The sequence below is a fragment of the Streptomyces sp. NPDC043854 genome (assembly GCF_056436005.1).
Map to the genome: position 1 here is coordinate 104,876 of NZ_JBWKDK010000006.1, position 26,620 is coordinate 131,495.

Here is a 26,620-nt window from a genome sequence, read left to right on the forward strand (position 1 = left end):
AGGGTCAGTGCTTTTCGGTCAGGGTCAGTGGACCCCGAGCCAGCCCTCGATGGGGTTGAGCGTGTAGAAGACGATGAACACAGCCGTCAGTCCCCACATGAATCCGCCGATCTCGCGGGCCTTGCCCTGCGCGATCTTGATCGCGACGTGCGAGATCACACCGGCGGCGACACCGGCCGTGATCGAGTACGTGAAGGGCATCAGCACGACGGTCAGGAAGACCGGGATCGAGGTCGCCGTGTCGGCCCAGTCCACGTGGCGGGCGTTCTGCATCATCATCGCGCCGATGACCACCAGGGCGGCGGCGGCGACCTCACCGGGGACGATCTGCGTGATCGGGGTGAAGAAGACGCAGGCGGCGAAGAAGAGGCCGGTGACCACGGAGGCGAGGCCCGTACGGGCCCCCTCGCCGACGCCGGTCGCGGACTCGACGAACACGGTCTGGCCGGAGCCGCCGGTGAAGCCGCCGATGGCACCGCCCGCGCCGTCGATGAACAGGGCCTTGGACAGGCCGGGCATCCGGCCCTTGTCGTCGGCCAGCTTGGCCTCGGTGCCGACACCGATGATGGTGGCCATGGCGTCGAAGAAGCCGGCCAGCACCAGGGTGAAGACGATCATGCCGACGGTCATCGCGCCGACCTCGCCCCAGCCGCCGAACTCGACCTGGCCGAAGAGCGAGAAGTCGGGCATCGAGACGGCCGAGCCCTCCAGGACCGGCGGGCCGCTGGCCCAGGCCTTGTCGTCGATGTCGATGACGATGTTGAGGATGGCGGCGAGCACGGTGCCGGTGACGATGCCGATCAGGATGGCGCCGGGGACCCTGCGGGCCTGGAGCATGAAGATCAGCAGCAGGGTGACGGCGAAGAGGAGCACGGGCCAGCCGGCGAGCTCGCCGGTCGGTCCGAGGACCACGGGGCCGCCGCCCGGGGCGGGGTTCTCGTGCACGAAGCCGGCCTTCACCAGGCCGATGAGGGCGACGAACAGGCCAATGCCCATGGTGATCGCGTGCTTGAGCGCGAGCGGGATCGCGTTCATGATCATCTCGCGGAGGCCGGTGACGACCAGGAGGCAGATCACGACGCCGTACATGACGCACATGCCCATGGCCTGCGGCCAGGTCATCTGCGGGGCGACCTGCGAGGCCAGCACACCGGAGACGGACAGGCCGGCGGCCAGCGCGAGCGGGACCTTGCCGATGAAGCCCATCAGCAGCGTGGTCAGGGCGGCGGCGAACGCCGTGGCCGTGATCAGGGCCTTCTGGCTCAGGGTGTCCCCGGCGACGTCCTTGCCGGAGAGGATCAGCGGGTTGAGCAGGAGGATGTACGCCATGGCCATGAAGGTCGTGACACCGCCACGAACCTCATTGCCGACGTTCGACCCTCTATGGGTGATGTGAAAGTACCGGTCGAGCCAAGAACGCCCGGCGGGATGGCGAGAGCCGTCGCCGGCCTCTTCCGCGGTGGTTCTGGACTCCACAGACGACTGGGTCATGGTGCCTAACTCCCAAGGTTCACAGGGGCACCCGCTCGCGGGTTCCGGAGGCGGGATTTGGGAAATGCCGTTGGCTGCACGACCCGGGGTGACGGCCCGAGGCGACGCGATTGCAAACTGCGTGTACTGCGGGTACTGCGGGGGTTCTGCGGTACTGGTGACGGTGCCGGGGTACCGGCGCCGCCTTTCCTTCTGTCGGGGGTACTGCCGGTGGGGCGGACCGCGAGCGGTGCGGTCCCCGTGTGCCGGACTCCGTGCTCCGGGCGGTGCTCGGCCAAAGGTGTGACGTTCCGCTGTCGCACCGCCCGGAGAGTCTGGGGTCCGGGGGCCTCGCGGGCCCCCGGAGGACGCCGTCCTACAGGGTGCCGGTGAGGGCTTCCGGACGGATCGGCGTCTTGTTGAGCTCCAGGCCGGTCGCCGCCCGGATCGCCGCGAGGACGGCCGGGGTGGACGACAGGGTCGGGGCCTCGCCGAGACCGCGCAGGCCGTACGGCGCGTTCGGGTCGGCGAGCTCCAGGTAGTCGACGGGGATGCTCGGGGTGTCGAGGATCGTCGGGATCAGGTAGTCCGTGAAGGAGGGGTTGCGCACCTTCGCGGTCTTCGGGTCCACGATGATCTCCTCCATCACCGCGACACCGAGGCCCTGGGTGGTGCCACCCTGGATCTGGCCGACGACGGAGAGCGGGTTGAGGGCCTTGCCGACGTCCTGGGCGCAGGCCAGCTCGACGACCTTGACCAGGCCGAGCTCGGTGTCCACCTCGACCACCGCGCGGTGCGCGGCGAAGGTGTACTGGACGTGGCCGTCGCCCTGGCCGGTGACCAGGTCGAAGGCGACGGTCGGCCGGTGGCGGAACTCCAGCTCGATGTCGATGGCGTCCTCGCCCTCGAGCAGCTCGGCGATGTCCGCGAGGACCTCGCCGCCGTCGGTGACGACCTTGCCGCCCTCGAGGAGGAGCTCGGCGGTGGCCCACGCCGGGTGGTAGGAGCCGTTCTTCCGGCGGCCGATCTCCAGGACCTTCTCGCGCACGGCCTCGCAGGTGTTCTTCACGGCGCCACCGGTCATGTACGTCTGCCGGGAGGCGGACGTCGAACCGGCGGAGCCGACCTGCGTGTCGGCCGGGTGGATGGTCACGTTGGTGACGCCGAGCTCCGTACGGGCGATCTGGGCGTGCACGGTGACACCGCCCTGGCCGACCTCCGCCATGGCCGTGTGGACCATCGCGACGGCCTCGCCGCCGATGGCCTCCAGGCGCACGCGGGCGGTGGAGTAGTCGTCGAAGCCCTCGGAGAAGCCGACGTTCTTGATGCCGACCGCGTAGCCGACGCCCCGGACGACGCCCTCGCCGTGGGTGGTGTTCGACAGGCCGCCGGGCAGCGCGCGGACGTCCGCGCCCTCGCCGGCCGACTCCCACTGGCGCTCCGGCGGCAGCGGGCGTGCCTTGACCCGGCGCAGCAGCTCGGCCACCGGGGCGGGCGAGTCCACGACCTGGCCGGTGGGCATGATCGTGCCCTGCTCCATGGCGTTGAGCTGGCGGAACTCGACCGGGTCCATGCCCAGCTTGGCCGCGAGCCGGTCCATCTGGGCCTCGTACGCGAAGCAGGCCTGGACGGCGCCGAAGCCGCGCATGGCGCCGCAGGGCGGGTTGTTCGTGTAGAGGGCGATGGCCTCGATGTCCACGTCCTCGACCACGTACGGGCCGACGGAGAGCGAGGAGGCGTTGCCGACGACCGCCGGGGAGGCGGAGGCGTAGGCGCCGCCGTCCAGGACGATCCGGCACTTCAGGTGGGTGAGCTTGCCGTCCTTGGTGGCGCCGTGCTCGTAGTACAGCTTGGCCGGGTGGCGGTGCACGTGGCCGAAGAAGGACTCGAACCGGTTGTAGACCATTTTGACCGGCTTGTTGGTCGCGAGGGCCAGCAGGCAGGCGTGGATCTGCATCGAGATGTCCTCGCGGCCGCCGAAGGCACCGCCGACGCCGGAGAGCGTCATGCGCACCTTCTCCTCGGGCAGGCCGAGGACGGGGGCGATCTGGCGGAGGTCGGAGTGCAGCCACTGGGTGGCGACGTACAGGTCGACGCCGCCGTCCTCGGAGGGCACGGCGAGGCCGGACTCCGGGCCGAGGAAGGCCTGGTCCTGCATGCCGAAGGTGTACTCGCCCTCGACGATCACGTCGGCCCGCTTGCGGGCCTCCTCCACGTTGCCGCGGATGATCGGCTGGCGGTGCACGATGTTCGGGTGCGGGACGTGGCCGGCGTGGTGGTCGTCGCGGCCCGGGTGGATGAGGATCGCGTCCTCGGCGAGGGCGGAGGCCTCGTCGGTGATGACCGGCAGCTCCCGGTAGTCCACCTTGATCTTGGCGGCGGCACGGCGGGCGGTCTCCGGGTGGTCGGCGGCCACGAGGGCGACCGGCTCGCCGTGGTGGCGTACGCGGCCGTTGGCGAGGACCGGGGTGTCCTGGATCTCCAGGCCGTAGTTCTTCATCTCGGCCGGCAGGTCCGCGTAGGTGAGGACCGCGTGGACGCCGGGCACGGCCAGCGCCTCGGAGATGTCGATGCCCGCGATCTCGGCGTGGGCGACGGGGCTGCGCAGGGTCTGGCCCCACAGCATGTCCTCGTGCCACATGTCCGAGGAGTACGCGAACTCGCCGGTGACCTTGAGGGTGCCGTCCGGGCGGAGCGTGGACTCGCCGATGCCGCCCTGGTTGTGCTCCTGGGAGACGTTGGTCGGCGTACCGGACGGGGCGGTGCGGGTGTTGGCCATGGTCAGACCGCCTCTCCCTGGCGGGCGGCCGCCAGGCGGACCGCGTCGAGGATCTTCTCGTAGCCCGTGCAGCGGCAGAGGTTGCCGGAGAGGGCCTCACGGATGTCCTGGTCGGACGGGTCGGCGTTGCTCTCCAGCAACGCGTCGGCCTGGACCAGCAGACCCGGGGTGCAGAAACCGCACTGGACGGCGCCGGCGTCGATGAACGCCTGCTGGATCGGGGAGAGCTCCACGCCCTCACCGGTCTGCGAGTCGGTGCCCTTGGCGGTCCACTGCCTGGCCTCGTCGGTGGAGACGCCCCGGTCGCCGCCGCCGCACGCACCGGTGCCGCAGGAGTGGCCGTGCTCCTCGCGCTGCTTGGCGAAGTCGGCGAGGCCCTCGACGGTCACCACGTCGCGGCCCTCGACCTGGCCGGCGGCGACGAGGCAGGAGCAGACCGGCACGCCGTCGAGGCGTACCGTGCAGGAACCGCACTCGCCCTGCTCGCAGGCGTTCTTGGAGCCGGGCAGGCCCAGGCGCTCGCGCAGGACGTAGAGGAGGGACTCGCCCTCCCAGACGTCGTCGGCCTGCTGCGGACGACCGTTGACGGTGAAATTGACGCGCATGGTTACGCAGCCCCTTCAAGCGAGCGGCCGTTGCTGCCGCGGTACTGCTCCCACGTCCAGACCAGCTGGCGGCGAGCCATGATGCCGACCGCGTGACGGCGGTACTTCGCCGTGCCGCGGACGTCGTCGATCGGGTTGCACGCGCCGGAGGCGAGCTCACCGAACTGCTTGGCGATCGACGGGGTGATGACCTTGCCGGACTCCCAGAACCCGCCCTCCTCGAGCGCGGCGTTCAGGAACTCCTCGGCGGCCTTCGCCCGGATCGGGGTCGGGGCGGCCGAGCCGATGCCGGTGCGGACCGTACGGGTCTGCGGGTGCAGGGCCAGGCCGAACGCGCACACCGCGATGACCATCGCGTTGCGCGTGCCGACCTTGGAGTACTGCTGCGGACCGGTGGCGTTCTTGATGTGGACCGTCTTGATGAGCTCGTCCGCGGCGAGCGCGTTGCGCTTCACGCCGGTGTAGAACTCGTCGATCGGGATCATGCGGGTGCCGCGTACGGACTCGACCTCGACCTCGGCGCCGGCGGCCAGCAGGGCGGGGTGGGAGTCGCCGGCGGGCGAGGCGCAACCGAGGTTGCCGCCGACACCGCCGCGGTTGCGGATCTGCGGGGACGCGACCGTGTGCGAGGCGAGCGCGAGACCCGGCAGGGTTGCCCGCAGGTTCTCCATGATCTGGGTGTACGGGACGGAGGCGCCGAGCTCGGTGACCTCCTCGCCGACCTCCCACTCCCGCAGCAGCTCGATGCGGCCCAGGTCGAGGAGGTACTCCGGACGGCGGTGGTCGAAGTTGATCTCGACCATGATGTCGGTGCCACCCGCAATCGGCACAGCTGTGGGGTACTCGGCCTTGGCGGCGAGTGCCTCCTCCCAGCTGGCGGGGCGAAGGAAGTCCATGTGCGGCTCTCTTCTTGTAATCGGGTCGTTCACTTCAGGCCAGGAGGCCGAAGGGCCCTCGACTGGTCGTTCACGTGGTGTTAACGCGGTGTGGAGCCAGTACACAAGCCGCGCGTCCCCCGGGTGCAGTCACCGAAACCATGAAGGAGTTGGCTGGCGCCCTCCCTCGTCTTGTAGATTCGTATGAAAGGCAGGATGCAACGACCTGCCCGATTTCCAAGGGCAACATTCGAGACAGATCGGCGGCGACACCATGCGGCTGCGCGCACTGCTGGAAACCGAGGCGCTGGGGCTGCGGCTGCTGGGCGGCGAGGAAGAACTCGACCGGACGGTCCGCGGCGTCATGACGACCGACCTGAGGGATCCCAGCCGATACCTCACCGGGGGCGAACTCGTCCTCACCGGCCTGGCCTGGCGAAGAAATTCGGCCGACTCCGAGCCGTTCGTACGAATCCTCGCGAGCGCGGGCGTCGCCGGCCTCGCCGCCGGCGAGGCGGAGCTGGGGGACATCCCGGACGATCTCGTTTCGGCCTGCGAGCGCCACCGCCTGCCGCTGTTCGCCGTGAACGAGGACGTTGCATTCGCCACGATCACCGAGTACGTCGTACGGCAGGTCTCCGGGGAGCGCGCCGGCGATCTCGCGGCCGTCGTGGACCGCCACCGCCGCCTGATGACCTCGGGTCCCGCGGGCGGCGGACCGGACGTGGTGCTCGATCTGCTCACCACCGACCTCGATCTGCGCGCCTGGGTGCTGTCCCCCACAGGCCGGCAGATCGCCGGAGCGGGAGAACCCCTGGCACCGGGCATCTGTGCGGCTCTGGCCGGCGAGCACCTCGCGGCGGTCCGCACCGGTCGCAGGGGCCCGCACCGGATCTCCATCCAGGGTATTGCCTACTCCCTGTTCCCGATCAGGGGCGCGGGGCGCGGCCCGGGCGGCCCCGGCGGCCGCGACGTGCGCGAGAGCGTGCTCTCCGACTGGCTGCTGGCGGTCGAGGCGGACGCGGGCGACTGGCCGGCGGAGCGGCTGGACCTGCTGCAGGGCGTGACCCAGCTGATCGCCGTCGAGCGGGACCGGCGCGACGCGGCCCGCACGGTGCGCCGGCGGCTGGCGCAGGAGGTGCTGGAGCTGGTCCAGACGGGTGCCGCGCCCGCCGAGATCGCGGCGCGCCTGCGGGTGGCGGCCCCGGTGCTGCTGCCGGGGCTGGGCACCGCCCCGCACTGGCAGGTCGTCGTGGCCAGGGTGGACTGGGAGGGCGGGGACATCCCCGGCGGCCCGGTGGCCCAGTCGCTGCTGGAGGAGATCCTCGTCGACCCGTCCGCCTCGGGCCCGGAGCCCTCGGACCGGATCGCGGTCGCGCACACCGGCGACGAGGCGATCGCACTGGTGCCGCTGCCGGCGCACCCCGGAGAGCCGGGCGAGGACAAGGGCCCGGACGCCGGCCTGCACGCCGACGAGCTGCTGGCCGTCGTACGCGAACCGCTCCAGGCGGGCCTGGACGGCGACGGCCGGCTCACCTTGGGCGTCAGCGCGGCCGTGCACTCCGCCGAGGGGCTGCGCGGGGCGCTGGAGGAGGCGCGGCACGCCCGCCGGGTCGCCGCGGCCCGCCCCGGGCGGGTCTGCGCCGCCGGGCACCACGAGCTGGCCTCGCACGTCCTCCTCCTGCCCTTCGTTCCGGACGACGTGCGGCGCGCGTTCACCGCGCGGCTGCTGGACCCGCTGCGGGACTACGACCGCCGCCACCGGGCCGAGCTCATCCCGACCCTGGAGGCGTTCCTGGACTGCGACGGGTCCTGGACGCGGTGCGCGACGCGGCTGCACCTGCACGTCAACACGCTGCGCTACCGGGTCGGGCGAATCGAGCAGTTGACGTCGCGTGACCTGTCGCGGCTGGAGGACAAGCTCGACTTCTTCCTGGCCCTGCGGATGAGCTGAGCATTCCGCCGCACGGGCGGGAGGGGCGTATTCCGGAAAGTGCTGACGCCGTGTCCGGACTTTGTGAAAGAGTTCACCCGACCCCTTGGCCGAACCTGCCGATCCGTGCTCTCATTTCGCCCCAGGGCTCGAAGTCGTGCTGCTTCTGCTTGGTTGCTTTGGGGAGGGCAATGTGGCGGAGACCGCCATGTCCGGTGCCGGAACCACCGGGGGGGACGACCCCCTCCAGCGGGCGATATGGCGGCTGCGCTCGCGCGGCTGCTGGACCGATGCGGCGGCCCTGCTGACGCCGCACGTCGAGGACGACGCCGGCGCCGCCGTGCAGCGCACCGCGCTGCTGATCGAGCGGTGCCTGTTCACCGGGCAGGGCTGGGCCGAGGCGGAGGACGCGCTGCGCGTCGCCGAGGCCGTGGCCGCGGACGACGACGAGCGGGGCGCGGCGGCCTGCGAGCGGGGGCACCTGGCGTACGCGGCCACCGTGCTCGGGGTCCGCGACCGCGCGGACGAGGCCCGCGCGGCGCTGGGCCGCGCGGCGGCCCTGCTGTCCCCCGACTCCCGCACCCGCCCGCTGCTGGACCTGCGGCGGGGGCTGGTCGCCGAGCACCTGGCGGACGCCCCGCAGTCGGCGCGGCCGGCGTACCGGCGCGCGCATGCGGGGGCGGCGGCGAACGGCGACTCCCTGCTGCTGTCGTTCACGTGGCGGCACCTGGCCGCGCTGGCCCTGCGGGACGGCGAGGTGGCGGAGGCCCGCAAGGGCTTCGCGGAGTCGCTGCGGATCCGGGAGGAGCTGGGGTTCCTGGTCGGGACGGCGCCGGCGCTGGCGGCGCTGGCGGAGGCCGAGCCGGAGCCGGAGGCCAGCCGGCTGCGGGCCGAGGCCCGCCGCCTGTTCCGCCTCCTCGGCGGCATCCCCACCTGGCTCGCCGACCAACTCAACCCGACCCCGGCCACCTGAGCGGCTTCGGGGGAAGTGAGGCGCGCCCCCGGAAGCGGCGGCGCGCCCGGGCGCCGAGAGCGGTCGGCCGGTACAGCCCCGCCGGCGATCGAGGCGCAGGGGCGGCGGGCCGCCGGCAGCGTCAGGCGGCGGAGCCGGCGAAGTGTTCCCGGACCAGCGACTCGACCACCGGCAGATCACCCGCGATCAGCGCCTCCAGCAGCGCCGAGTGCTCCGCCGCATCCGCGACCAGGTCCGCCCTCCGCACCCGCGGGGCGCCGGGTACGGGCCACTGGGAGCGGCGGTGGAGCTCCTCCGCCACCTGGACCAGCTGATCGTTCCCGTCCAGGGCCAGTACCTCCCGGTGGAAGGCCCGGTCGGCCTCCGCGTAGCCGGCCAGGTCCCCGGCGGCGGCCGCCGCCGCCGTGGCGGCCGCCGCCGGCCGCAGGGCGGACCAGGTGTGGGCCGGGACCGTCCGGGCCAGCCGCAGCATCACCGGGACCTCGATCAGCGCCCGCACCTCGGCCAGCTCGGCCAGCGCCCGCGGGGTGCGCTGCAGCACCCGGAAGCCCCGGTTCGGCAGGCACTCCACGGCCCCTTCCAGGGCCAGCTGCTGCATCGCCTCGCGCACCGGCGTCGCGGAGACGCCGAAGCGCTCCCCCAGCGCCGGCCCGGAGTAGATCTCCCCCGGCACCAGTTCGCCGTCGACGAGCGCGGCGCGCAGCGCCTCCAGCACCTGTCCGCGTACGGAGTGGCGCAGCACCTTCTGGGTCGGGATCAGAGCCGACACCCCGACACGGGCCGCTTTGTGCACTCGGTCCTCCTGTGGGTCTCGGCCTGTCGGGAGAATAGTTGAATCCGTCCGGGAAGTGTGGATACAGACAGCCCCAGATCGGGTAAGGTAAGCCTTACCTATGTCGATCACGACCACCTGATCGGTGATGCCGCATGCCCGCGCCCGCCCTCGCAGCCGCCCCGGCCCCCGCTCCCGTACCCGCGCCCCCGGCCTCGCCGCTGGCGGACGCGTATGCACGGCTGACGGCGGTGTACGAAGGCCTGCACGTGGTGGAGCGCGCCGCGCACGAACCGCCCCCTCGCGGTGCGGGGTGGGTCGGCGCGGACCAGCTCGCGGCCGGCGGACCGGCCCTGGACGCCTTCCTGGCCTGGGACAAGGCCCAGGTCCTGAAGGACTACGGGCGTGAGGCGCGCCCGGACGTGCTCGCCACGTTCGGGCTGCACCGGTACGCGTGGCGCGCGTGCCTGCTGATCACCGTTCCGTGGTTCCTCGAGCGCCGGGTGCCCCGGCTCGCCCCGGCGGACGTGGCCCTCCACCGGCCCCTCGGGCGGATCAGCGTCCGCGCCGAGTCCTTCGCCTGCCTGCCGGACGATCCGGCAGCGGTCCTCCCCGGGGCTCGGGTCGTGCCCGACGGGGAGGCCCTGCGAGCCGAGGTGCGCGCTGCGGTGGCGCAGCACCTCGAACCGCTGCTGGACGGCTTCGGCCCGCGCATGCGGCGCGGGCGGCGCGCCCTGTGGGGCCTCGCGACGGACTCGCTCGTCGCGGGCCTGTGGTACGCGGCGAAGCTGCTCGACGAGGAACAGCGGGCCATCGCCGAGCTCCAGGCCCTGCTGCCCGGCGCGACGGCCCCGTACACCGGCGGCGCGGGGTTCCGTGCACTCACGGGCCCGGGCGGCGAGCCGCTGGCGACCCGGGACCGGGTCAGCTGCTGCCTCTTCTACACGATCCGGCCGGAGGAGACCTGCGTGACCTGCCCCCGGACGTGCGACGCGGACCGGGTCGCCCGCCTCACGGCCCGCGCCGCCGCCTCCGGCTGAGCGACCGTCACCGCCCGGCGCCGTCCGCCCGCAGGAATGGCGGGCCCTCCTGAACGCCGGAGCCGTACCGCGCACCCTGCCGGCCGCCGCCGTCCGGGAACGCGGCCAGGACCGCGGGACCGTGGTGGCCGTCGCCAACGAGCTCCTCGCCCTCTGGGACCGGCCCGGATCGACGAGACCGTCCTCGAAGGAGAGCTCCTCCCCGAGGTGTAGCCGCCGGGCGCCGTCAAGCGGCTCGCGCACCAACCCACCCGCCCGACCGACCGCAATCGAACACAACTCCCGCCATGCGAGCGGGAGTTCGATCCACAACACCCTATCCGGCGGGCCGCGCCGCCCGATGGCGTCCACTTGCCCCGAAACCCCCATGCCGAGCCGATCTCCTGCGCCACCATGGCCCCGGTAGGCCGCAAGTCGATGCAAAGGCGAGGGACATCCGCATGAGACTGACCGACATATCGCTGGACTGGCTGCTGCCCGGCAGCCTGTTGATCCTGGGCGTACTTGCGGCGGTTGCGGTACTGGCCCGGGGCAGGCGGGAGAACGACAAGGCGGCGACCGAGGACTCCTGGGAGCGCAGCGAGGAGCGGCGGCGGCGCAAGGAGGCCGTCTACGGAACCGCCTCCTACGTCCTGCTGTTCTGCTGTGCGGCGGTGGCCGCCGCCCTCTCCTTCCACGGGCTGGTCGGCTTCGGCCGGCAGAACCTGAACCTCTCCGGGGGCTGGGAGTACCTGGTCCCCTTCGGCCTCGACGGTGCCGCCATGTTCTGCTCGGTGCTCGCCGTGCGCGAGGCGAGCCACGGCGACGCGGCCCTCGGCTCGCGCATGCTGGTCTGGCTGTTCGCGGGCGCGGCGGCCTGGTTCAACTGGGTGCACGCACCGCGCGGCATGGGCCACGACGGGGCACCGCAGTTCTTCGCCGGCATGTCGCTGTCGGCGGCCGTCCTGTTCGACCGGGCCCTCAAGCAGACCCGCCGGGCGGCCCTGCGCGAGCAGGGCCTGATCCCGCGGCCGCTGCCGCAGATCCGCATGGTCCGCTGGCTGCGGGCGCCGCGCGAGACGTTCGGCGCGTGGTCGCTCATGCTGCTGGAGGGCGTCCGCACCCTGGACGAGGCCGTCGAGGAGGTACGGGAGGACAAGCGGGAGAAGGAGCTGGACCGCCACCGCAGGCGGGACCAGAACCGGCTGAACCGGGCCCGCCTGAAGGCGCTGGGCCGGCAGAACCGGACGTTCGTGTTCGGGCGCTCGCGCGGGCGCCAGGTGGACATGGCGGGGCTGGCCTCCGCGACGGGCTCCGCGCCGGTCGGCGCGGAGCCGGCCATAGCGGATCAGGGACAGCTGCCCGCCCCGCGCCGACGCCTCTCCCTGCAGGCCGTGACCGGATCGGACATCGGTGAGGTGTCCGGCCGTCGCACGGTCGACCTGACCGCCGAGGACGACACCCAGACGCTCCCCCGGCTCGACTCCCTGGAACGCAAACTCAAGGACCTGGAGCAGCAGTTCGGCTGACGATGCTGCCACCGCCGGCCCCGCCCGCCCGTCGCCGGGCACGGGGCCGCTCAGCCCGCAGGGCCCGCCTGGTCACGGCGGGCCCTGCGCCGTTCAGGCCTCGGCGACGCCGTGCAGTTCGAACCACACCACCTTGCCCGCCGCCGGGGCGCCGCCCGCCGTGTCCACGCCCCAGGCGTCGGCGAGCGCCTCCACCAGCATGAGCCCCCGCCCGTGCGTACCGTCGTCGGCGGCCGGTACGTACGGCCTCGGGGGCCGGCCCGCGGCGTGGTCGCGGACCTCCACCCGCAGCCGGCCCGCGGAGAGCCGGGCGGACACCTCGGCACCCTGGTCGGTGTGGACGAGGGCGTTGGTGACGAGCTCGGTGGCCAGGAGCTCGGCCGCCTCGGCGGTGTCGGCCCGGCAGCGGTGCCGCATCAGCTCCCTGAGGGCCCTGCGGACCTCGCCGACGGCCCTGAGATCGGCGCGGCGCACACTGCGGCGGATCTCCAGGGCCGCCTCCTTGCCGGCCACCGCAGCCTCCGGGGCGGACGGCTCACGCTGGAGGGGCCGCCCTCTGCGCCACTGCTTCCCGGTCTTCGCCTCCACCCGCACGGCGATGCCCCTCCCCCGTATCCCCTGGATCTCGAACAGGTCTACGGAATGCATGCCCGCCGGGGTATTCCGCACTCCTGCGGGCTGACCGCCGCATCACGTTGCGCAGTCGGGTTCGAGCCATCCGGATCACCCGGCCGCCCCGCCGTCGAACACCTTCCCTTTGGCGGACAGTGCGAATCCGGTCACCTACTCGACCCGGTTCCTCGGTGGAACGAACAGCGTTCCGGGGCCGGACACCGCGCCCGCGAGGGCGGGCCCGGTCCGGTCGGGGGTTCGTGGTCCCGTATGGAGGAAGGCCGGAAAACGGCGTGTCCAACCCGCCTGATCCGAGCGGTGAGTTGACGAACAGGACTGAATCGACGGGCCGGCCGTACTGCACGAGGGCGAGGAAAACTCCCACCGGCACCGAGGAGCCACGGGCACGTGGCACCGACACGACGGGGCGTCCGCGGCCGCAGAACGGTGCGCGCCCGTGGACCGGATATTCCGCACGGCGAATTCCCCGGGCACGAACGCGCTTTACGCCTCCCAGACCGCGGCGGCCGTCCGGTCGCCGGCGTACCCCTTGACGCGCAGCTGCGTGTCGGCGAGGAACGCGGCCAGGCCGGGCGGTTCCGCACCGGACCAGCGGGCCGCGAGCTCGGCCGGCAGCAGCTCCTCCTCCCGCATCGGGTCCGCCAGGCCGCCCGAGCAGAGCAGCAGGGTGTCGCCGGGCCGGGCGACGGCCGCGCGGAACCGGAAGCCGGGGCCCGGGTCGGGTCCGGGTCCGGGGTCGGGCCCCGGGTCGGGTCCGGGATCGCCGTCGGGCCGGGCGGCCGCGGGCGCCGGTTCGGCGGTCTCCAGGTCCTGCCAGGCGCCGGAGCGGAGCCGGAACAGCCCGCCGGCGCCGGCGCCGAAGCAGACGCGGGTGCGGCATTCGGGGTCGATGGGCAGGAGCAGGGCGCGCAGCCCGGCGGTGTACGCCTCCTCCGGGTGGCCGAGTTCGGCGGCACGGGCCCGCAGCCGGCCGTAGCCGCGGTCGGTGAGCCGCTGGAGCCCGGAGCGGAGGGCGTCGCGCCGCCCGGAGCGGATGTCGTCGGCCAGCTGCGGCCGGCTGCGGCCGACCGCGGCGCCGATCCAGTGGCACAGCTCGGCGGCGGCCTCGGCGGCTCCGGCGGCGGCACGGTCACCGCCGGCCAGGGCCACCAGCACGAGGGCGTCGTCGCCGGTGCCGAAGCGGGCGGTGAGCAGGACGTCCCGGCGCGGCTCGCCGCGGTAGCGGGCGGAGTCCCCGCGGACCGAGGTGGCGCGCAGGGTGCAGGCCCCGTGGCGGGCGCCCTCGAGGACGGTGTCCGGGACCAGGGCGTCGAGGGCGGCCGGGTCGGCGAGGGGCAGCGCGCCGGGCTCGGCGGCGTACGTGGGCGCCCGGTCCCCGAGGTGCCGCACCTCGGGCCGGGCAGGGGTCGGCGGGACGAGTGGGGCGGGTGGGGCGGGTGGGGCGGCGCGGGGCCGCTGGGGCTGCGGCAGGGGCGGTGGAGGCACGGGTGAGGGTGAGGGTGAGGGTGAGGGCGAGGCCGCGGGCGCGGGCGCGGGTGTGTCCTCGTCGGCCGGGACGGGCGGTACGGTCACGTCCCCCAGCCCGTACCCCGTCGTCCCGCCCTCGCGCGGATCCCGCGGCCGGGGCAGCCCCGCCCCGGCCCACGGCGCCACACCGAACCCCCCGGCTCCCGCCGGCCCGTCCGGCTCCCGCCCTCCGGACACGGGCTCGGCGGCATCCGGCGTCGCCCCCGGCGCGGGCACAGGCCCGGGCCGTACCGACGCGGGTGGCGACGGCGGGGCTGCCGCATCCGGCGGGAGCGCCTGCGGCGGGACCGCTGCGGACTCCGCCGGCGAGTGCGTGCCCGTCCCCGGCGGGCCCGAGGGCGACGGCACGGAAGCGGAGGCGCCCGGCCCGGCCGCCGCAGCATCGGGCCGCGGCGGTGGAACCACCGCATCCGCAGGGCCCGGCTGGGGCGGTACCCCGGGCGGCGCCGCCACCGGTGCGGGCCGGGGCTGCGGCGGGGAGGTCAAGGAGGCCGCCGAGTGGTAGCGGCTTTCGAGGGTGTCCCCGGGGTCGGGGGCCGGGCCCGCGTCGGGGTCCTCGTACAGCCTCTGCCACCAGTCGTCCGCGCCCTGCTGACTCATGCCGCTATTCTCGGCCCCCCGCCGCCGCGGAAAACGCGGAATTCACGAAAAGGCGTCCCCTTCCGCCTTCTTCGTACGGCCCTGCGAATTCCGCACACGAAATCGGACGCATCGACCCCTCCCGGGGATTTCCGGGCAGCCGTCGCACACGTCGCGTTCGAACGCCGGGTGTTGGTGCTGCGGGGACGGCTGCGGCGATGATGTCCGCGGCGGGTTTGCGCCGTGGCCGCTTCCCGCCAGGGGCGTCGGCGTGCCGAGAGGTGGGGGTGGACGGGTTGCTGAGTGCGATAGGCCTGGACGAGGGCCAGGAGGCGGCGTACCGCACGCTGGTGGCGCTGGGCGCGTCGGAGGTGCCGGATCTCGCGCACCGGCTGGCGCTGCCGGTGCCGCAGACCGAGCGGGCGCTGCGCCATCTGGAGCGGCACGGCCTGGCCGCGCAGTCCTCGGCCCGGCCGGGGCGGTGGGTGGCGGCCCCGCCGGGGGTGGCGCTGGCGGCGCTGCTGGCGCGGCAGCGGCATGAGCTGGAGCAGGCGGAGCTGTCGGCGGCCCTGCTCGCGCAGGAGTACCGGGCGGAGGCCGCCGAGCCGGCGGTGCACGACCTGCTGGAGGTGGTGACGGGCGCGAGCGCCGTGGCGCACCGGTTCCGGCAGCTCCAGCTGGGGGCGGCGCGGGAGGTGTGCGCCCTGGTCACGGGCCGGCCGCACGCGGTGACGGCGGCCGACAACGAGGAGGAGGAGCGGGCCGCGGCCGCGCGCGGGGTGGTGTTCCGGGTGGTGGTCGACCAGGACGTACTGGGCGGCCCGACGGGGATCCGGGAGGCCTCGACGGCGCTGGCGCGCGGGGAGCAGGTACGGGTCACGGACCGGGTCCCGACGAAGCTGGTGATCGCGGACCGGTCCCTGGCGATGGTCCCGCTGGCGGCGCGCGGGGCGGAGCCGACGGCGCTGGTGGTACATGCGTCGGGGCTGCTGGATTCGCTGATCGGCCTGTTCGAGGCGGTGTGGCGGGAGGCGGTGCCGCTGCGGCTGGGGGCGGCGGGGACGGCGGAGGAGTCGGGGGGCGTGCCGGACGCCACGGACCTGGAGATCCTGACGCTGCTGCTGGCCGGGCTGACGGACGCGAGCGTGGCCAAGCACCTGGAGCTGGGGCTGCGGACGGTGCAGCGGCGGGTCAAGGCCCTGATGGAGCTGGCGGGGGTGACGACCCGGCTCCAGTTGGGCTGGCACGCGCGCGAGCGGGGCTGGGTGGCCCGGTAGCCCCTGGTCGGGCACGCTGAGCATGTGGATCTGCCACAGCTGCTCCTGGTGGGGCTGGTGCTGCTGCTCGGGGTGGCCGGGGTGCTGGTCCCTGGCGTTCCCGGGACCTGGCTGGTCTGGGCGGGGGTGCTGTGGTGGGCGCTGCGGGAGCGGTCGGCGGCGGCCTGGTCGCTGCTGGTCTCGGCGACGGCCCTGCTGCTGGTGGTGCAGGTGGTCAAGTGGCAGCTGCCGCCGCGGCGGATCCAGGGGGTCGGGGTGAGCCGCCGGATGGCGGTGTACGCGGGGGTGGGCGCGTTCCTCGGCTTCGTGCTGGTGCCGGTGGTGGGTGCGGTACCGGGCTTCGTGGGCGGCATCTACCTGTGCGAGCGGCTGCGGCTGGGCACGCACGGCGAGGCGTGGGCGTCGGTACGGGCGGTGATGCGGGCGGTGGGGACGAGCGTGCTGGTGGAGCTGCTGGCCTGCCTGATGGTGATGGGGGCGTGGGTGGGCACGGTAGTGGCGGGCTGAGCCTGCCGACCGGCCGACGGCACGGCCCGGCGGCGGCACGGCCCGGCGGCGAGGCGGACCGGTACCGCAGACATGGACCGGACGGGCCTGCGGTCCGCTGCGGCACCGGGCCGGATGCGGGACCGTGGCCGTATGACGGAGTTCAAGGGTTTCAGCGAGGCGGAGCTGGCGTACCTCCGGTCGCAGCGGCTGGGGCGGCTGGCGACGGTGGACGCGAAGGGCCAGCCGCAGGCCAATCCGGTCGGGTTCTTCCCCCAGGAGGACGGCACGGTCCTGGTCGGCGGGCTCGCCATGGGTACGACGAAGAAGTGGCGGAACCTCCAGGGGAATCCGCGGCTGGCGCTGGTCGTCGACGACCTGGTGAGCACCCGGCCGTGGCGGGTCCGCGGCATCGAGATCCGCGGCCACGCCACGCTGGAGGTCGGCCCGCACACGCTGGGCCCGCACTTCAGCCCGGAGGTGATCCGGATCCACCCGGACCGGGTCTTCGCCTGGGGCCTGGACACCCCGTGAGGCTCGGGGCCGGGCGGGGCGGCGCCGGCAGGCACCCGCCCCGCCCGCCCGGCCTTGGTCGGGCCGGGCGCGGCCGGTCAGACGTGGCGGCCCCGCTTGGCCGCGTGGTTGGCGCGGCCCTCGGCCGACTTGCTGCGCCAGTCGCGGCGGATCTCGGCCCGCAGCCGCGCATCCGTCTTGGCCACGATCCGCCGGTTCTCGCGCACCAGCTTGCGGTAGCTCTCCAGGCGGCGCAGCGCCAGGTCCCCGGCGTCGATGGCCGCCAGCACCGCGCACCCCGGCTCCGCCTCGTGGGCGCAGTCGTGGAAGCGGCACTCGGCGGCGTACTCCTCGATTTCGGAGAAGACCTGTCCGACGCCGGTCTCGGCGTCCCACAGGCCCACGCCGCGCAGCCCCGGCGTGTCGATCAGCACGCCCCCGCCCGGCAGGGCCAGCAGGTTGCGGGTGGTGGTCGTGTGGCGGCCCTTGCCGTCCACCTCGCGCGCCGCCTGGACCTCCATGACGTCGGCCCCGAGCAGCGCGTTGGCCAGGGTGGACTTGCCGGCGCCGGAGATGCCGAGCAGCACGCTCGTACCGTCGGCGACGATCGCCGCGAGGACGTCCGTGCCCGCCCCGGTCAGGGCGGAGACGGTGAGGACCTGGACGCCCGGCGCCGTCGTCTCCACGTCCTGGACCAGGTACGACAGGGCGACCGGGTCCGGTACGAGGTCGGCCTTGGTCAGCACGACGAGCGGCTGCGCGCCCGACTCCCACGCCAGGGCCAGGAACCGCTCGATGCGGCCGAGGTCGAGTTCGACGGCGAGGGAGACCGCGATGACGGCGTGGTCGACGTTGGCGGCGAGGATCTGCCCCTCGGAGCGCTGCGAGGAGGTGGACCGGACGAAGGCCGTGCGGCGCGGCAGGTACGCCTTGGCGTACCGCGGGTTTCCGGAGGCTTCCACCGCCGCCCAGTCGCCGGTGCAGATGACGCGCAACGGGTCGTGCGGGGTGACGAAGGCGGTGTCGGCGCGGACGGTGCCTTCGGCGGTCACGACGTCGCACTGGCCGCGATCGACGCGGACGACACGGCCGGGCACCAGGCCCTGTGCGGCGTACGGGGCGAACTCGGCCTCCCAGGCCGCGTCCCAGCCGAGGGCGGTCAGCGCGGCGGAAGCCGGGGAGCCCGAAGAAGCAGAAGCAGCGGAAGAAGCGGAGGGGAAGGAAGAGGGAGTCAAGGGGAACCCTTCACAGGGTGGCCCCGGCCTCGCATGCGCCTGTGGCGCGCGAAAGAAGGTGTGAGGTCAGCCGGAGACCACGGGGGTGGCATTGATGGTCTTCTGAGTGCGGGAAGCACTGTGCACCGTGACAGTCATCAATGGACTCACCTCCTGGTCGTGCAACGCGCCGACGGCCCCTTACCGGGCGGCGGGGACGGGTTCACCGTAGCAAGTGCCCGCGGGGCCACGCCAATTGTTTTCCGGTTCCGGCTCGTCCGCCGGGTCAGTGCTTGCGGAGGCGGGCCGTGTAGTCCTCCGGCGGAAGGAAGTTCGACCAGCGTTCGGGGAACTCCGACGGGGTGCCGCCGTCGCCCTCCCCGTCCTCGTCGTCCTCGTCCTCGGACTCCCCCTCGGCCAGCGCCCGCCAGGCAGCCGCCCGCGCGACGAGCCGGGCGGCCTCGGCCTCCCGGGCCCGCTCGTTGGCCTCGCGGGCGGCGGCCGTGTCCACGGACGGCCAGACCCGGTCGATGGCGGCGTTCACGGCGGCGCCGACGAGGACCGCGAAGGCGGAGATGCCGATCCAGAGCAGCACGGCGACCGGGGCGGCCAGCGAGCCGTAGATGGTGGGGCCCTCGACCGTGTTGGTGAGGTAGAGGCGCAGCAGGAACGAGCCGAGCACCCACATGGCGAGCGCGACGAGCGCGCCCGGGACGTCCTCGATCCACGGCGAGCGCACGGGCACGGACACGTGGTACAGGGTGGTGAGGAAGACGATGGACAGCAGGGTGACGGTGGGCCAGTACAGCACGGCGATCACTTCCGTGCTCCACGGCAGCCACCTGACCACGGCGTCCGGTCCGGCCACCATCAGCGGCAGCACGACCGCGCCGATCACCAGGGCGATCACGTACAGCAGGAAGGCCAGCAGGCGGGTCTTGACGATGCCGCGGTGGCCGTCGAGCCCGTACATGACGGTGATGGTGTCGATGAAGACGTTGACCGCGCGCGACCCGGACCACAGGGCGAAGGCGAAGCCGAGGGAGATGATGTCGGGGCGGCCGCGCGAGGTCACGTCGTCCAGCATCGGTTTGGCGATCTCGTTGACGCCCCGGTCGGAGAGGACCGTGCCGACGGCGCGGAGGATGTTCTCCTCGATGGAGGCCACGAAGGTGCCGCCGGTCCAGCCGTCGACGTAGCCGAGGACGCCGAGCAGGCCGAGGAAGAGCGGCGGCAGCGACAGCAGCGTGAAGAACGCCGCCTCCGCGGCCAGTCCCAGGATCCGGTACTCGATGCACGAGTTCACGGTGTCCTTCAGGAGCAGCCACGCCATCTTGCGCTTGGAGACGTTGCGGTAGAGGGCTCGGGCCCGGTGGAGTCGTCCCGGGACCCGCTCGGGGACCCGCCCGGGGACCCGCCCGGGGACCCGCCCGGGAGTTTCTTCTGCTGGCTGCACGTCCTTACGGTATCCGCATGGCAGCCAGCACCCACACCGTGACGAATCAGGCTCCTCCCCTGGTGGGATACGACGTCTACGCCGGCGATCGGGCCCTCACCGAGAACGTGGAGCGCCATCTCGGCGACGGGCCGCCCGGGCTGCTCGCCGAGGTGCGCGAGGAGCTCTCGGAGCTCGGGCGGGCCGCGGGGTCCGCGCAGGCGCAGGAGTGGGCCCGGCAGGCCGACGAGAACCCGCCGCGGCTGCGGACGCACGACCGGTACGGGAACCGGATCGACGAGGTGGAGTTCCACCCGGCCTGGCACCGGTTGCTGGGGCACGCGGTGGGCGCCGGGCTCACGGACGCCTGGACCCGGCCGGCGGGCCACCTGCGGCGGGCGGCCGGGTTCTTCGTGTGGTCGCAGGCCGAGGCGGGGCACGGCTGCCCGGTGTCGATGACGCACGCGGCGGTGCCGGCGCTGCGGGCGGAGCCGGAGCTGGCCGCCGAGTGGGAGCCGCGGCTGACCTCGCACGTGTACGAGGAGGGGCTGAGGCCGGCCGGGCGGAAGGCGGGCGCGCTCCTCGGCATGGCGATGACGGAGAAGCAGGGCGGCAGCGACGTCCGGGCGAACACGACGGCGGCGCGGCCGCTGGGCGTGCCCGGCGAGTACGAGCTGACCGGGCACAAGTGGTTCTGCTCGGCGCCCATGTCGGACGGGTTCCTGGTGCTGGCGCAGGCGGCCGGGGCGGGGCGGGAGGGGCTGACGTGCTTCCTGGTGCCGCGGGTGCTGCCGGACGGGACGCGCAACGCCTTTGCGATCCAGCGGCTGAAGGACAAGCTCGGCAACCGGTCGAACGCGTCGGCCGAGGTCGAGTTCGACGGGACGTGGGCGCGCCGGGTCGGCGAGGAGGGGCGCGGGGTGCGGACCATCATCGAGATGGTCGCGGCGACCCGGCTGGACTGCGTGCTCGGGTCGGCGGCGCTGATGCGGCAGGCGCTGACCCAGGCCGTCCACCATGCGGAGCACCGCTCTGTTTTCGGAGCGCCGCTCATCGGCCAGCCCCTGATGCGGAACGTCCTCGCCGACCTGGCCCTGGAATCAGAGGCGGCGACCACCCTGGCGCTGCGGCTGGCCGCCGCCTGCGACGCCGGCACCGAACAGGAGCGGGCCTTCCTGCGCATCGCGGTGCCCGCCGCGAAGTACTGGGTGGCCAAGCGCTGCACGCCGATGGTGGCGGAGGCCCTGGAGTGCCTGGGCGGCAACGGCTACGTGGAGGAGTCCGGGCTGCCGCGGCTGCTGCGCGAGTCCCCCCTGAACTCGATCTGGGAGGGCTCTGGCAACGTCCAGGCCCTGGACCTCCTGCGGGTGCTGCGGCGCGAACCGCAGGCGCTGGACGCCTTCCTGCGGGAGATCGGGCAGGCCCGCGGCGCCGACCACCGGCTGGACGCGGCCGTCCGCGGGCTGCTGACGGAGCTGGCGGACCTGGCGGGCATCGAGGCCCGGGCGCGGCGGCTGGCGGAGCGCATGGCGCTGGTGCTCCAGGCGTCGCTGCTGGTGCGGTGGGCTCCGCCGGAGGTGGCGGACGCGTTCTGCGCAGCCCGACTGGGCGGCGACCGGGGCGCGGCCTTCGGCACGCTGCCGCACACCCTGGACCTGGGGGCAGTGGTGGAACGGGCGCGGATCACGGGGTAGGCGGGTCCCCAAACCGCGCCGCTGCCGGGATCCGGACCCGTTGACCGGGCCAGCGGTGGCGCCGCGCCGACTCGGCACCACCGCTGGCCCGAAAGCCCCGAGGAGGAGCTGTCACGCCGCTCACGGCGCGCGGACAGTTTCGGTCGGGCGACCGGGACTTGGCGAGAGTTGCATACCGTTGCAACCCTCTGAGACGGAACCGTCCGCCGGGTGTGCCGGGGGAAGCGCACGCCCGGGACGACCCGGGCGGGTTCCCTCGCACGTCCTGTTCCGCACGGGGAGGTTCCGGTGGCCGACACCGCAGGAGGCACGGTCGATGTGGCGCGCATCTCGGCCATGGACCCGCGGGAGGCGACGCGGCTGCTCAAGGGGGTGCGCGCGGCCGCGCTGGCCGGGCAGCGGCCGCCGGCGCTGCCCCGCCCGGAGATCGCGGAGTCCTGGCGCCGGATGCTGGCGCGCGGGGTGCACCCGGACCGGGACGCCCGCTCCCGGCTGCTGTCGGCGGCGGAGACGGAGGAGCGGCGGCAGGGGTCGCCGCTGCGGGAGATGCTGCCGGTGCTGCGCGAGGGGCTGCTGCCGGCCCTGGACACGGCCCTGCACATCATGGTCGTGGCCGATGCGGACGGGCGGCTGCTGTGGCGGGAGGGTGCCGCGCCGATCCTGCGGGCGGCGGACCGGCTCGGCTTCGGGGTGGGCGCCGACTGGGACGAGGCGGTGGTCGGCACGAACGGGGTGGGCACCGCCCTGGTGGCGCGGCGGCCGGTCCAGGTGTTCTCGGCGGAGCACTTCGTCTCCAGCCACCACGAGTGGACGTGCGCGGGGGCTCCGCTGCACGACCCGCGGGACGGGCGGCTGCTGGGCGTGGTGGACGTGAGCGGCCCGCTGGCCACCATGCACCCGGCCACCCTGGCCTGGGTGACCTCGGTGGCCCGGCTCGCGGAGCGGGAGCTGCGGGTGCGGCACCTGGAGTCGCTGGAGCGGCTGCGGGCGGTGGCGGCGCCGCTTCTGGCCCGGCTGCATCCCGACCGGGCGGCGGCGGTGGACCCGCACGGCTGGACGGCGGCGGTGACCGGGTTCGCCCCGCCCGAGCGGATCCCGCTGCCGAAGGGGTTCGGCCCGGGTCGGGTGTGGCTGCCGCAGCTCGGGCAGTGCGCGGTGGAGCCGCTGCCGGGCGGCTGGCTGCTGCGCGTGGCGCAGGCGCCCCCGGTCGGGGCGGCGGCGAGCCGGGTGGTGCTGGACCTGAGCCGGCCGCGCGCCTGGACGGCGACGGTGTACGGCGCGGCCGGGCACTGGTCGCTGGAGCTGAGCCCGCGCCATGCCGAGCTGCTGTTCCTGCTGGCGCAGAGCCCGCGGGGGCGTACGGCGGCCGAGCTGTCGGAGGAGCTGTTCGGGGACCCGACGCGGACGGTGACGGTCCGGGCGGAGCTGTCGCGGGTGCGGCGGCGCCTGGCGGGGGTCCTGGCCCACCGGCCGTACCGGTTCGCGGAGGACGTGGAGGTGGAGCTGGTCCGGCCCGCGGACCCGGCGGGGCTGCTGCCGCACTCCACCGCGCCGGCGGTGGTCGGGGCCCGCCTGGGCCGTTCGGGGTCCGGCATGGTTCCCTGACGTGCATGAGCACCGTCACCCTCACCACCTGGTCCCTGGAAATGACCTCCCCGGAGGACCTCGTCCCGGCCGCCGTACCGGGATCCGAGATACGTGTCCAGCGGGCGGAGGTCCCCTCGCCCGAGTTCAGCCGCTTCCTCTACGCGTCGGTGGGCGGTGACATCCACTGGACGGACCGGCTGTCGCTGACCCGCGCCCAGTGGGTGGAGTACCTGGCGCGGCCCGGGGTGGAGACCTGGGTGGCGTACGACCGCGGGACGCCCGCCGGATACGTCGAGCTCGACCCGCAGGACGACGGCGCGGTGGAGATCATGTACTTCGGGCTGCTGCCCGACTTCCGGGGCCGCCGCATCGGCGGGCACCTGCTGTCGGCGGGGGTGGCCGCCGCCTGGTCGCTGGCGGAGCGCTGGCCCGAGCGCGAGCCCACGCGCCGGGTGTGGCTGCACACCTGCAGCCAGGACGGCCCGACGGCGATGGACAACTACCTCCGGCGCGGCTTCAAGGTCTTCAGGACCGAGACCGAGGAGAAGGACGACACGCCGACCCCCGGCCCCTGGCCCGGCGCGTAGGCCCTGGCCCCCGGCCCGGCGCGCAGGCCCCGGGCCCGCGCCCGCACGCGCCCGACCGCGCCCCGAGTGCCCCCCGCGCCCCTGTCCCGCGCACCCCGCACGCCGCCCGGGGCCGGACCACCGGCCCCGGGCGCCCCACCCGTACGTGACCCCCGTCACGCCGTCTCACAATCCGGGACTACATCGTCCACATCATGGACAGTAGTGGACTCCTCCAATCGCCCCGTGACAGGCTTCGGCCATGAATGGAGCTGGAACAGCCTTGGTGAGTCGGCGGCACGTCGACCTCGGCCGCATGTCCAGCGCCATCTGTCCGGCGAGCTGACGGAACCAGCCACCGCCGCACAGCGCACCGCACAGCGTCGTCGCGGGTGCGCCGTCACCCCGCCAGTCCCCTGAAGGCAGACCACCGCCCTGACCTCCGGCACAACCGGAGCCGCGCGGCGATCGGCCGCACCTGCCCAGCGCCGGCGACGTCACAGGGGCCGCGCCGCCGACTCCCCCTGCCCTTGCTTTTGAGCCGCCGAAGAAGGACGTACCGCCATGGCCGCCACCCCCGAAACACCCGCCGCCGCGCGCCGCAAGACCGGCCGTCACCGCGGCGAGGGTCAGTGGGCCGTTGGACACCACACCCCTCTCAACGGCAACGAGCAGTTCAAGAAGGACGACGACGGTCTCAATGTGCGGACACGCATTGAGACGATCTACTCCAAGGCCGGATTCGACTCGATCGACCCCAACGACCTGCGCGGACGCATGCGTTGGTGGGGCCTGTACACCCAGCGCAAGCCCGGGATCGACGGCGGCAGGACCGCGATCCTGGAGCCGGAGGAGCTGGACGACAAGTACTTCATGCTGCGCGTCCGCATCGACGGCGGCCGGCTGACCACCGGGCAGCTCCGCGTGATCGGCGAGATTTCCGAGGAGTTCGCCCGCGGGACCGCCGACCTCACCGACCGCCAGAACGTGCAGTACCACTGGATCCGCATCGAGGACGTCCCGGAAATCTGGCGCCGCCTGGAGGCCGTCGGCCTGTCGACCACCGAGGCCTGCGGTGACACGCCCCGCGTCATCCTCGGCTCGCCCGTCGCCGGCATCGCCAAGGACGAGATCATCGACGGCACCCCCGCCATCGAGGAGATATACCGCCGCATCGTCGGGAACAAGGACTTCTCCAACCTGCCCCGCAAGTTCAAGTCCGCGGTCTCCGGCTCCCCGCTGCTGGACGTGGCGCACGAGATCAACGACGTCGCGTTCGTCGGCGTGAACCACCCCGAGCACGGCCCCGGCTTCGACGTCTGGGTCGGCGGGGGCCTGTCGACCAACCCCAGGCTCGGTGTCCGCCTGGGCGCCTGGGTCTCCCTCGAGGAGGTCCCGGACGTCTACGAGGGCGTCATCTCGATCTTCCGCGACTACGGCTACCGCCGCCTGCGCACCCGCGCCCGGCTGAAGTTCCTCGTCGCCGACTGGGGCGCGGCCAGGTTCCGCCGGGTCCTGGAGGACGAGTACCTGAAGCGGAGCCTCACCGACGGCCCCGCGCCGGAGCAGCCCAGCGGCCAGTGGCGCGACCACGTGGGCGTCCACCAGCAGCAGGACGGCCGCTACTACGTCGGCTTCGCCCCGCGCGTCGGCCGGGTGGACGGCGCCACCCTCACCAAGATCGCGGATATCGCCGAGCAGCACGGCTCCGGCCGCCTGCGCACCACCGCCGAGCAGAAGATGATCGTGCTCGACATCGAGGAGTCGCAGGTCGACTCGGTCGTGGCTGCCCTGGAGGCGCTGGACCTGCGGGTCAAGCCGTCCCCGTTCCGCCGCGGCACGATGGCCTGCACCGGCATCGAGTTCTGCAAGCTGGCCATCGTCGAGACCAAGGCGCGCGGCGCCTCGCTCATCGAGGAACTGGAGCGCCGCCTGCCGGACTTCGCCGAACCGCTCACCATCAACATCAACGGCTGCCCGAACGCCTGCGCCCGCATCCAGGTGGCGGACATCGGTCTCAAGGGCCAGCTGGTCCTCGACGAGGACGGCAACCAGGTCGAGGGCTACCAGGTCCACCTGGGCGGCGCACTCGGCCTCGAGGCCGGCTTCGGCCGCAAGGTCCGCGGCCTGAAGGTCACCTCGGCCGGGCTGCCGGACTACGTGGAACGCGTCGTCACCCGCTTCCAGGAGGAGCGCGAGGACGGCGAGCGCTTCGCCGCCTGGGTCGCCCGCGCGCGCGACGAGAGCCTCTCGTGAGCGCGGCGGGCGAACCGAGGAGCACGGTATGAGCGAGCGCGCCGCCCCGTTCCACTGCCCGTACTGCGGCGACGAGGACCTGTTCCCGAACGAGCAGGGTCACGGCGCCTGGGAGTGCAGGTCCTGCAACCGGGCCTTCCAGCTGAAGTACCTGGGACTACTGGCCCGCGGTCTGCGGTCCGAGACCGCCGGAGGGGAGGACATATGACCACCACGACGCTCAAGGAGCTGGCCGAGCAGGCCGACCGCGACCTGGAGGACGCCCCCGCCCCGGAGATCCTCGCCTGGGCGGCGCGGACCTTCGGCGAGCGGTTCTGCGTGACCTCCTCCATGGAGGACGCGGTCGTCGCCCACCTGGCGTCCCGCGTCTTCCCCGGCGTGGACGTCGTCTTCCTCGACACGGGCTACCACTTCGAGGAGACCATCGGCACCCGGGACGCGGTCGAGGCCGTGATGAACGTCAACGTCATCACCCTCACCCCCCGCCGGACGGTGGCCGAGCAGGACGCGGAGTACGGCCCCCGGCTCCACGACCGCGACCCCGACCTGTGCTGCGCCCTGCGCAAGGTCAAGCCGCTCGAGGAGGGCCTGACCGCGTACGACGCCTGGGCGACCGGGCTGCGCCGCGACGAGTCCCCGACCCGGGCGAACACCCCCGTGGTCGGCTGGGACGAGAAGCGGCAGAAGGTCAAGGTCTCGCCGATCGCCCGCTGGACCCAGGACGACGTCGACGCGTACATCGCGGAGCACGGCGTCCTGACCAACCCGCTGCTGATGGACGGCTACGCCTCGGTCGGCTGCGCCCCCTGCACCCGCCGCGTGGCGGAGGGCGAGGACACCCGGGTCGGCCGCTGGGCCGGCCGGGCGAAGACCGAGTGCGGACTGCACGGCTGATGAC

Annotated in this window: 24 protein-coding genes; 15 read left to right on the forward strand and 9 right to left on the reverse strand. The window is 73.7% G+C overall.

From position 1 onward, the window contains the following. Positions 1-24: 24 nt before the first annotated feature. From AC068A_RS08295 to AC068A_RS08310, 4 genes are all read right to left on the reverse strand, one after another. On the reverse strand, positions 25-1,491 hold the full coding sequence (locus tag AC068A_RS08295; protein WP_478582428.1) for an NCS2 family permease: 1,467 nt from the start codon (positions 1,489-1,491) through the stop codon (positions 25-27). A gap of 355 nt (positions 1,492-1,846) precedes the next feature. After that, positions 1,847-4,249 (reverse strand): xanthine dehydrogenase subunit D, encoded by a 2,403-nt coding sequence (gene pucD, locus AC068A_RS08300; protein ID WP_478582431.1) that lies wholly within the window; start codon positions 4,247-4,249, stop codon positions 1,847-1,849. Positions 4,250-4,251: 2 nt separating this feature from the next. Continuing rightward, positions 4,252-4,854: a (2Fe-2S)-binding protein gene (locus AC068A_RS08305; protein ID WP_478582434.1), complete on the reverse strand. Its 603-nt coding sequence runs from the start codon at positions 4,852-4,854 to the stop codon at positions 4,252-4,254. 2 nt (positions 4,855-4,856) lie between these two features. Next, positions 4,857-5,750 carry an FAD binding domain-containing protein gene (locus tag AC068A_RS08310; RefSeq protein WP_478582436.1) on the reverse strand — a complete coding sequence of 298 codons (894 nt, stop codon included), beginning with the start codon at positions 5,748-5,750 and terminating at the stop codon, positions 4,857-4,859. A gap of 253 nt (positions 5,751-6,003) precedes the next feature. On the opposite strand from AC068A_RS08310, the gene AC068A_RS08315 reads away from it, so the two are divergent. Together AC068A_RS08315 and AC068A_RS08320 are read left to right on the forward strand one after the other, a co-directional pair. Further along, positions 6,004-7,683: a PucR family transcriptional regulator gene (locus AC068A_RS08315; RefSeq protein ID WP_478582439.1), complete on the forward strand. Its 1,680-nt coding sequence runs from the start codon at positions 6,004-6,006 to the stop codon at positions 7,681-7,683. 172 nt (positions 7,684-7,855) lie between these two features. Beyond that, positions 7,856-8,635, forward strand: a complete 780-nt coding sequence (locus AC068A_RS08320) for a hypothetical protein (RefSeq protein WP_478582442.1) — start codon at positions 7,856-7,858, stop codon at positions 8,633-8,635. 121 nt (positions 8,636-8,756) lie between these two features. Here AC068A_RS08320 and AC068A_RS08325 read toward each other — a convergent pair whose 3' ends face one another. Beyond that, positions 8,757-9,428, reverse strand: a complete 672-nt coding sequence (locus AC068A_RS08325) for a GntR family transcriptional regulator (protein WP_478582443.1) — start codon at positions 9,426-9,428, stop codon at positions 8,757-8,759. 134 nt (positions 9,429-9,562) lie between these two features. Between AC068A_RS08325 and AC068A_RS08330 the strand changes: the two genes are divergently transcribed. Further along, entirely contained in the window at positions 9,563-10,447 is an 885-nt protein-coding gene (locus AC068A_RS08330; protein ID WP_478582446.1) for a (2Fe-2S)-binding protein, read from the forward strand. A 440-nt stretch (positions 10,448-10,887) separates the two neighbouring features. Then, positions 10,888-11,955 carry a DUF2637 domain-containing protein gene (locus tag AC068A_RS08335; RefSeq protein ID WP_478582448.1) on the forward strand — a complete coding sequence of 356 codons (1,068 nt, stop codon included), beginning with the start codon at positions 10,888-10,890 and terminating at the stop codon, positions 11,953-11,955. A 93-nt stretch (positions 11,956-12,048) separates the two neighbouring features. On the opposite strand, the gene AC068A_RS08340 is transcribed toward AC068A_RS08335, so the two are convergent. Next, on the reverse strand, positions 12,049-12,429 hold the full coding sequence (locus tag AC068A_RS08340) for an ATP-binding protein (RefSeq protein ID WP_478582786.1): 381 nt from the start codon (positions 12,427-12,429) through the stop codon (positions 12,049-12,051). A gap of 642 nt (positions 12,430-13,071) precedes the next feature. Next, positions 13,072-13,977, reverse strand: a complete 906-nt coding sequence (locus AC068A_RS08345) for a protein phosphatase 2C domain-containing protein (RefSeq protein WP_478582450.1) — start codon at positions 13,975-13,977, stop codon at positions 13,072-13,074. Between the two features lie 451 nt (positions 13,978-14,428). On the opposite strand from AC068A_RS08345, the gene AC068A_RS08350 reads away from it, so the two are divergent. From AC068A_RS08350 to AC068A_RS08365, 4 genes are all read left to right on the forward strand, one after another. Then, the gene (locus AC068A_RS08350) at positions 14,429-14,620 is read left to right on the forward strand and encodes a hypothetical protein (protein WP_478582453.1); all 192 of its coding nucleotides are present in this window, start codon (positions 14,429-14,431) and stop codon (positions 14,618-14,620) included. A gap of 370 nt (positions 14,621-14,990) precedes the next feature. Next, entirely contained in the window at positions 14,991-15,971 is a 981-nt protein-coding gene (locus AC068A_RS08355) for a helix-turn-helix domain-containing protein (protein ID WP_478582455.1), read from the forward strand. Between the two features lie 24 nt (positions 15,972-15,995). Continuing rightward, complete coding sequence (locus AC068A_RS08360) at positions 15,996-16,478, forward strand: DUF456 domain-containing protein (RefSeq protein WP_478582457.1); 483 nt, start codon at positions 15,996-15,998, stop codon at positions 16,476-16,478. 132 nt (positions 16,479-16,610) lie between these two features. Next, on the forward strand, positions 16,611-16,991 hold the full coding sequence (locus tag AC068A_RS08365; protein ID WP_478582460.1) for a PPOX class F420-dependent oxidoreductase: 381 nt from the start codon (positions 16,611-16,613) through the stop codon (positions 16,989-16,991). Positions 16,992-17,068: 77 nt separating this feature from the next. Here AC068A_RS08365 and rsgA read toward each other — a convergent pair whose 3' ends face one another. Both rsgA and AC068A_RS08375 read right to left on the reverse strand, forming a co-directional pair. Continuing rightward, positions 17,069-18,205 carry a ribosome small subunit-dependent GTPase A gene (gene rsgA, locus AC068A_RS08370; RefSeq protein ID WP_478582463.1) on the reverse strand — a complete coding sequence of 379 codons (1,137 nt, stop codon included), beginning with the start codon at positions 18,203-18,205 and terminating at the stop codon, positions 17,069-17,071. A 265-nt stretch (positions 18,206-18,470) separates the two neighbouring features. Further along, positions 18,471-19,640 (reverse strand): YihY/virulence factor BrkB family protein, encoded by a 1,170-nt coding sequence (locus tag AC068A_RS08375; RefSeq protein ID WP_478582466.1) that lies wholly within the window; start codon positions 19,638-19,640, stop codon positions 18,471-18,473. A gap of 17 nt (positions 19,641-19,657) precedes the next feature. Here AC068A_RS08375 and AC068A_RS08380 point away from each other — a divergent pair, with 17 nt between their 5' ends. From AC068A_RS08380 to AC068A_RS08410, 7 genes are all read left to right on the forward strand, one after another. Continuing rightward, positions 19,658-21,313, forward strand: coding sequence for an acyl-CoA dehydrogenase family protein (locus tag AC068A_RS08380; protein WP_478582469.1), 1,656 nt, complete (start codon positions 19,658-19,660; stop codon positions 21,311-21,313). A 336-nt stretch (positions 21,314-21,649) separates the two neighbouring features. Continuing rightward, entirely contained in the window at positions 21,650-22,918 is a 1,269-nt protein-coding gene (locus AC068A_RS08385; RefSeq protein ID WP_478582789.1) for a GAF domain-containing protein, read from the forward strand. A 5-nt stretch (positions 22,919-22,923) separates the two neighbouring features. After that, positions 22,924-23,487 (forward strand): GNAT family N-acetyltransferase, encoded by a 564-nt coding sequence (locus AC068A_RS08390; RefSeq protein WP_478582472.1) that lies wholly within the window; start codon positions 22,924-22,926, stop codon positions 23,485-23,487. A 241-nt stretch (positions 23,488-23,728) separates the two neighbouring features. Continuing rightward, positions 23,729-23,812, forward strand: coding sequence for a putative leader peptide (locus AC068A_RS08395; RefSeq protein ID WP_312845914.1), 84 nt, complete (start codon positions 23,729-23,731; stop codon positions 23,810-23,812). 218 nt (positions 23,813-24,030) lie between these two features. Continuing rightward, positions 24,031-25,722: a nitrite/sulfite reductase gene (locus tag AC068A_RS08400; RefSeq protein ID WP_478582475.1), complete on the forward strand. Its 1,692-nt coding sequence runs from the start codon at positions 24,031-24,033 to the stop codon at positions 25,720-25,722. A 28-nt stretch (positions 25,723-25,750) separates the two neighbouring features. Further along, a complete protein-coding gene (locus AC068A_RS08405) occupies positions 25,751-25,930 on the forward strand; it encodes a hypothetical protein (RefSeq protein WP_478582478.1) in 180 nt (59 codons plus the stop codon). After that, positions 25,927-26,616 carry a phosphoadenylyl-sulfate reductase gene (locus tag AC068A_RS08410; protein ID WP_478582481.1) on the forward strand — a complete coding sequence of 230 codons (690 nt, stop codon included), beginning with the start codon at positions 25,927-25,929 and terminating at the stop codon, positions 26,614-26,616. Before AC068A_RS08405 ends, AC068A_RS08410 begins: the two co-directional genes overlap by 4 nt. Positions 26,617-26,620 lie beyond the last annotated feature (4 nt).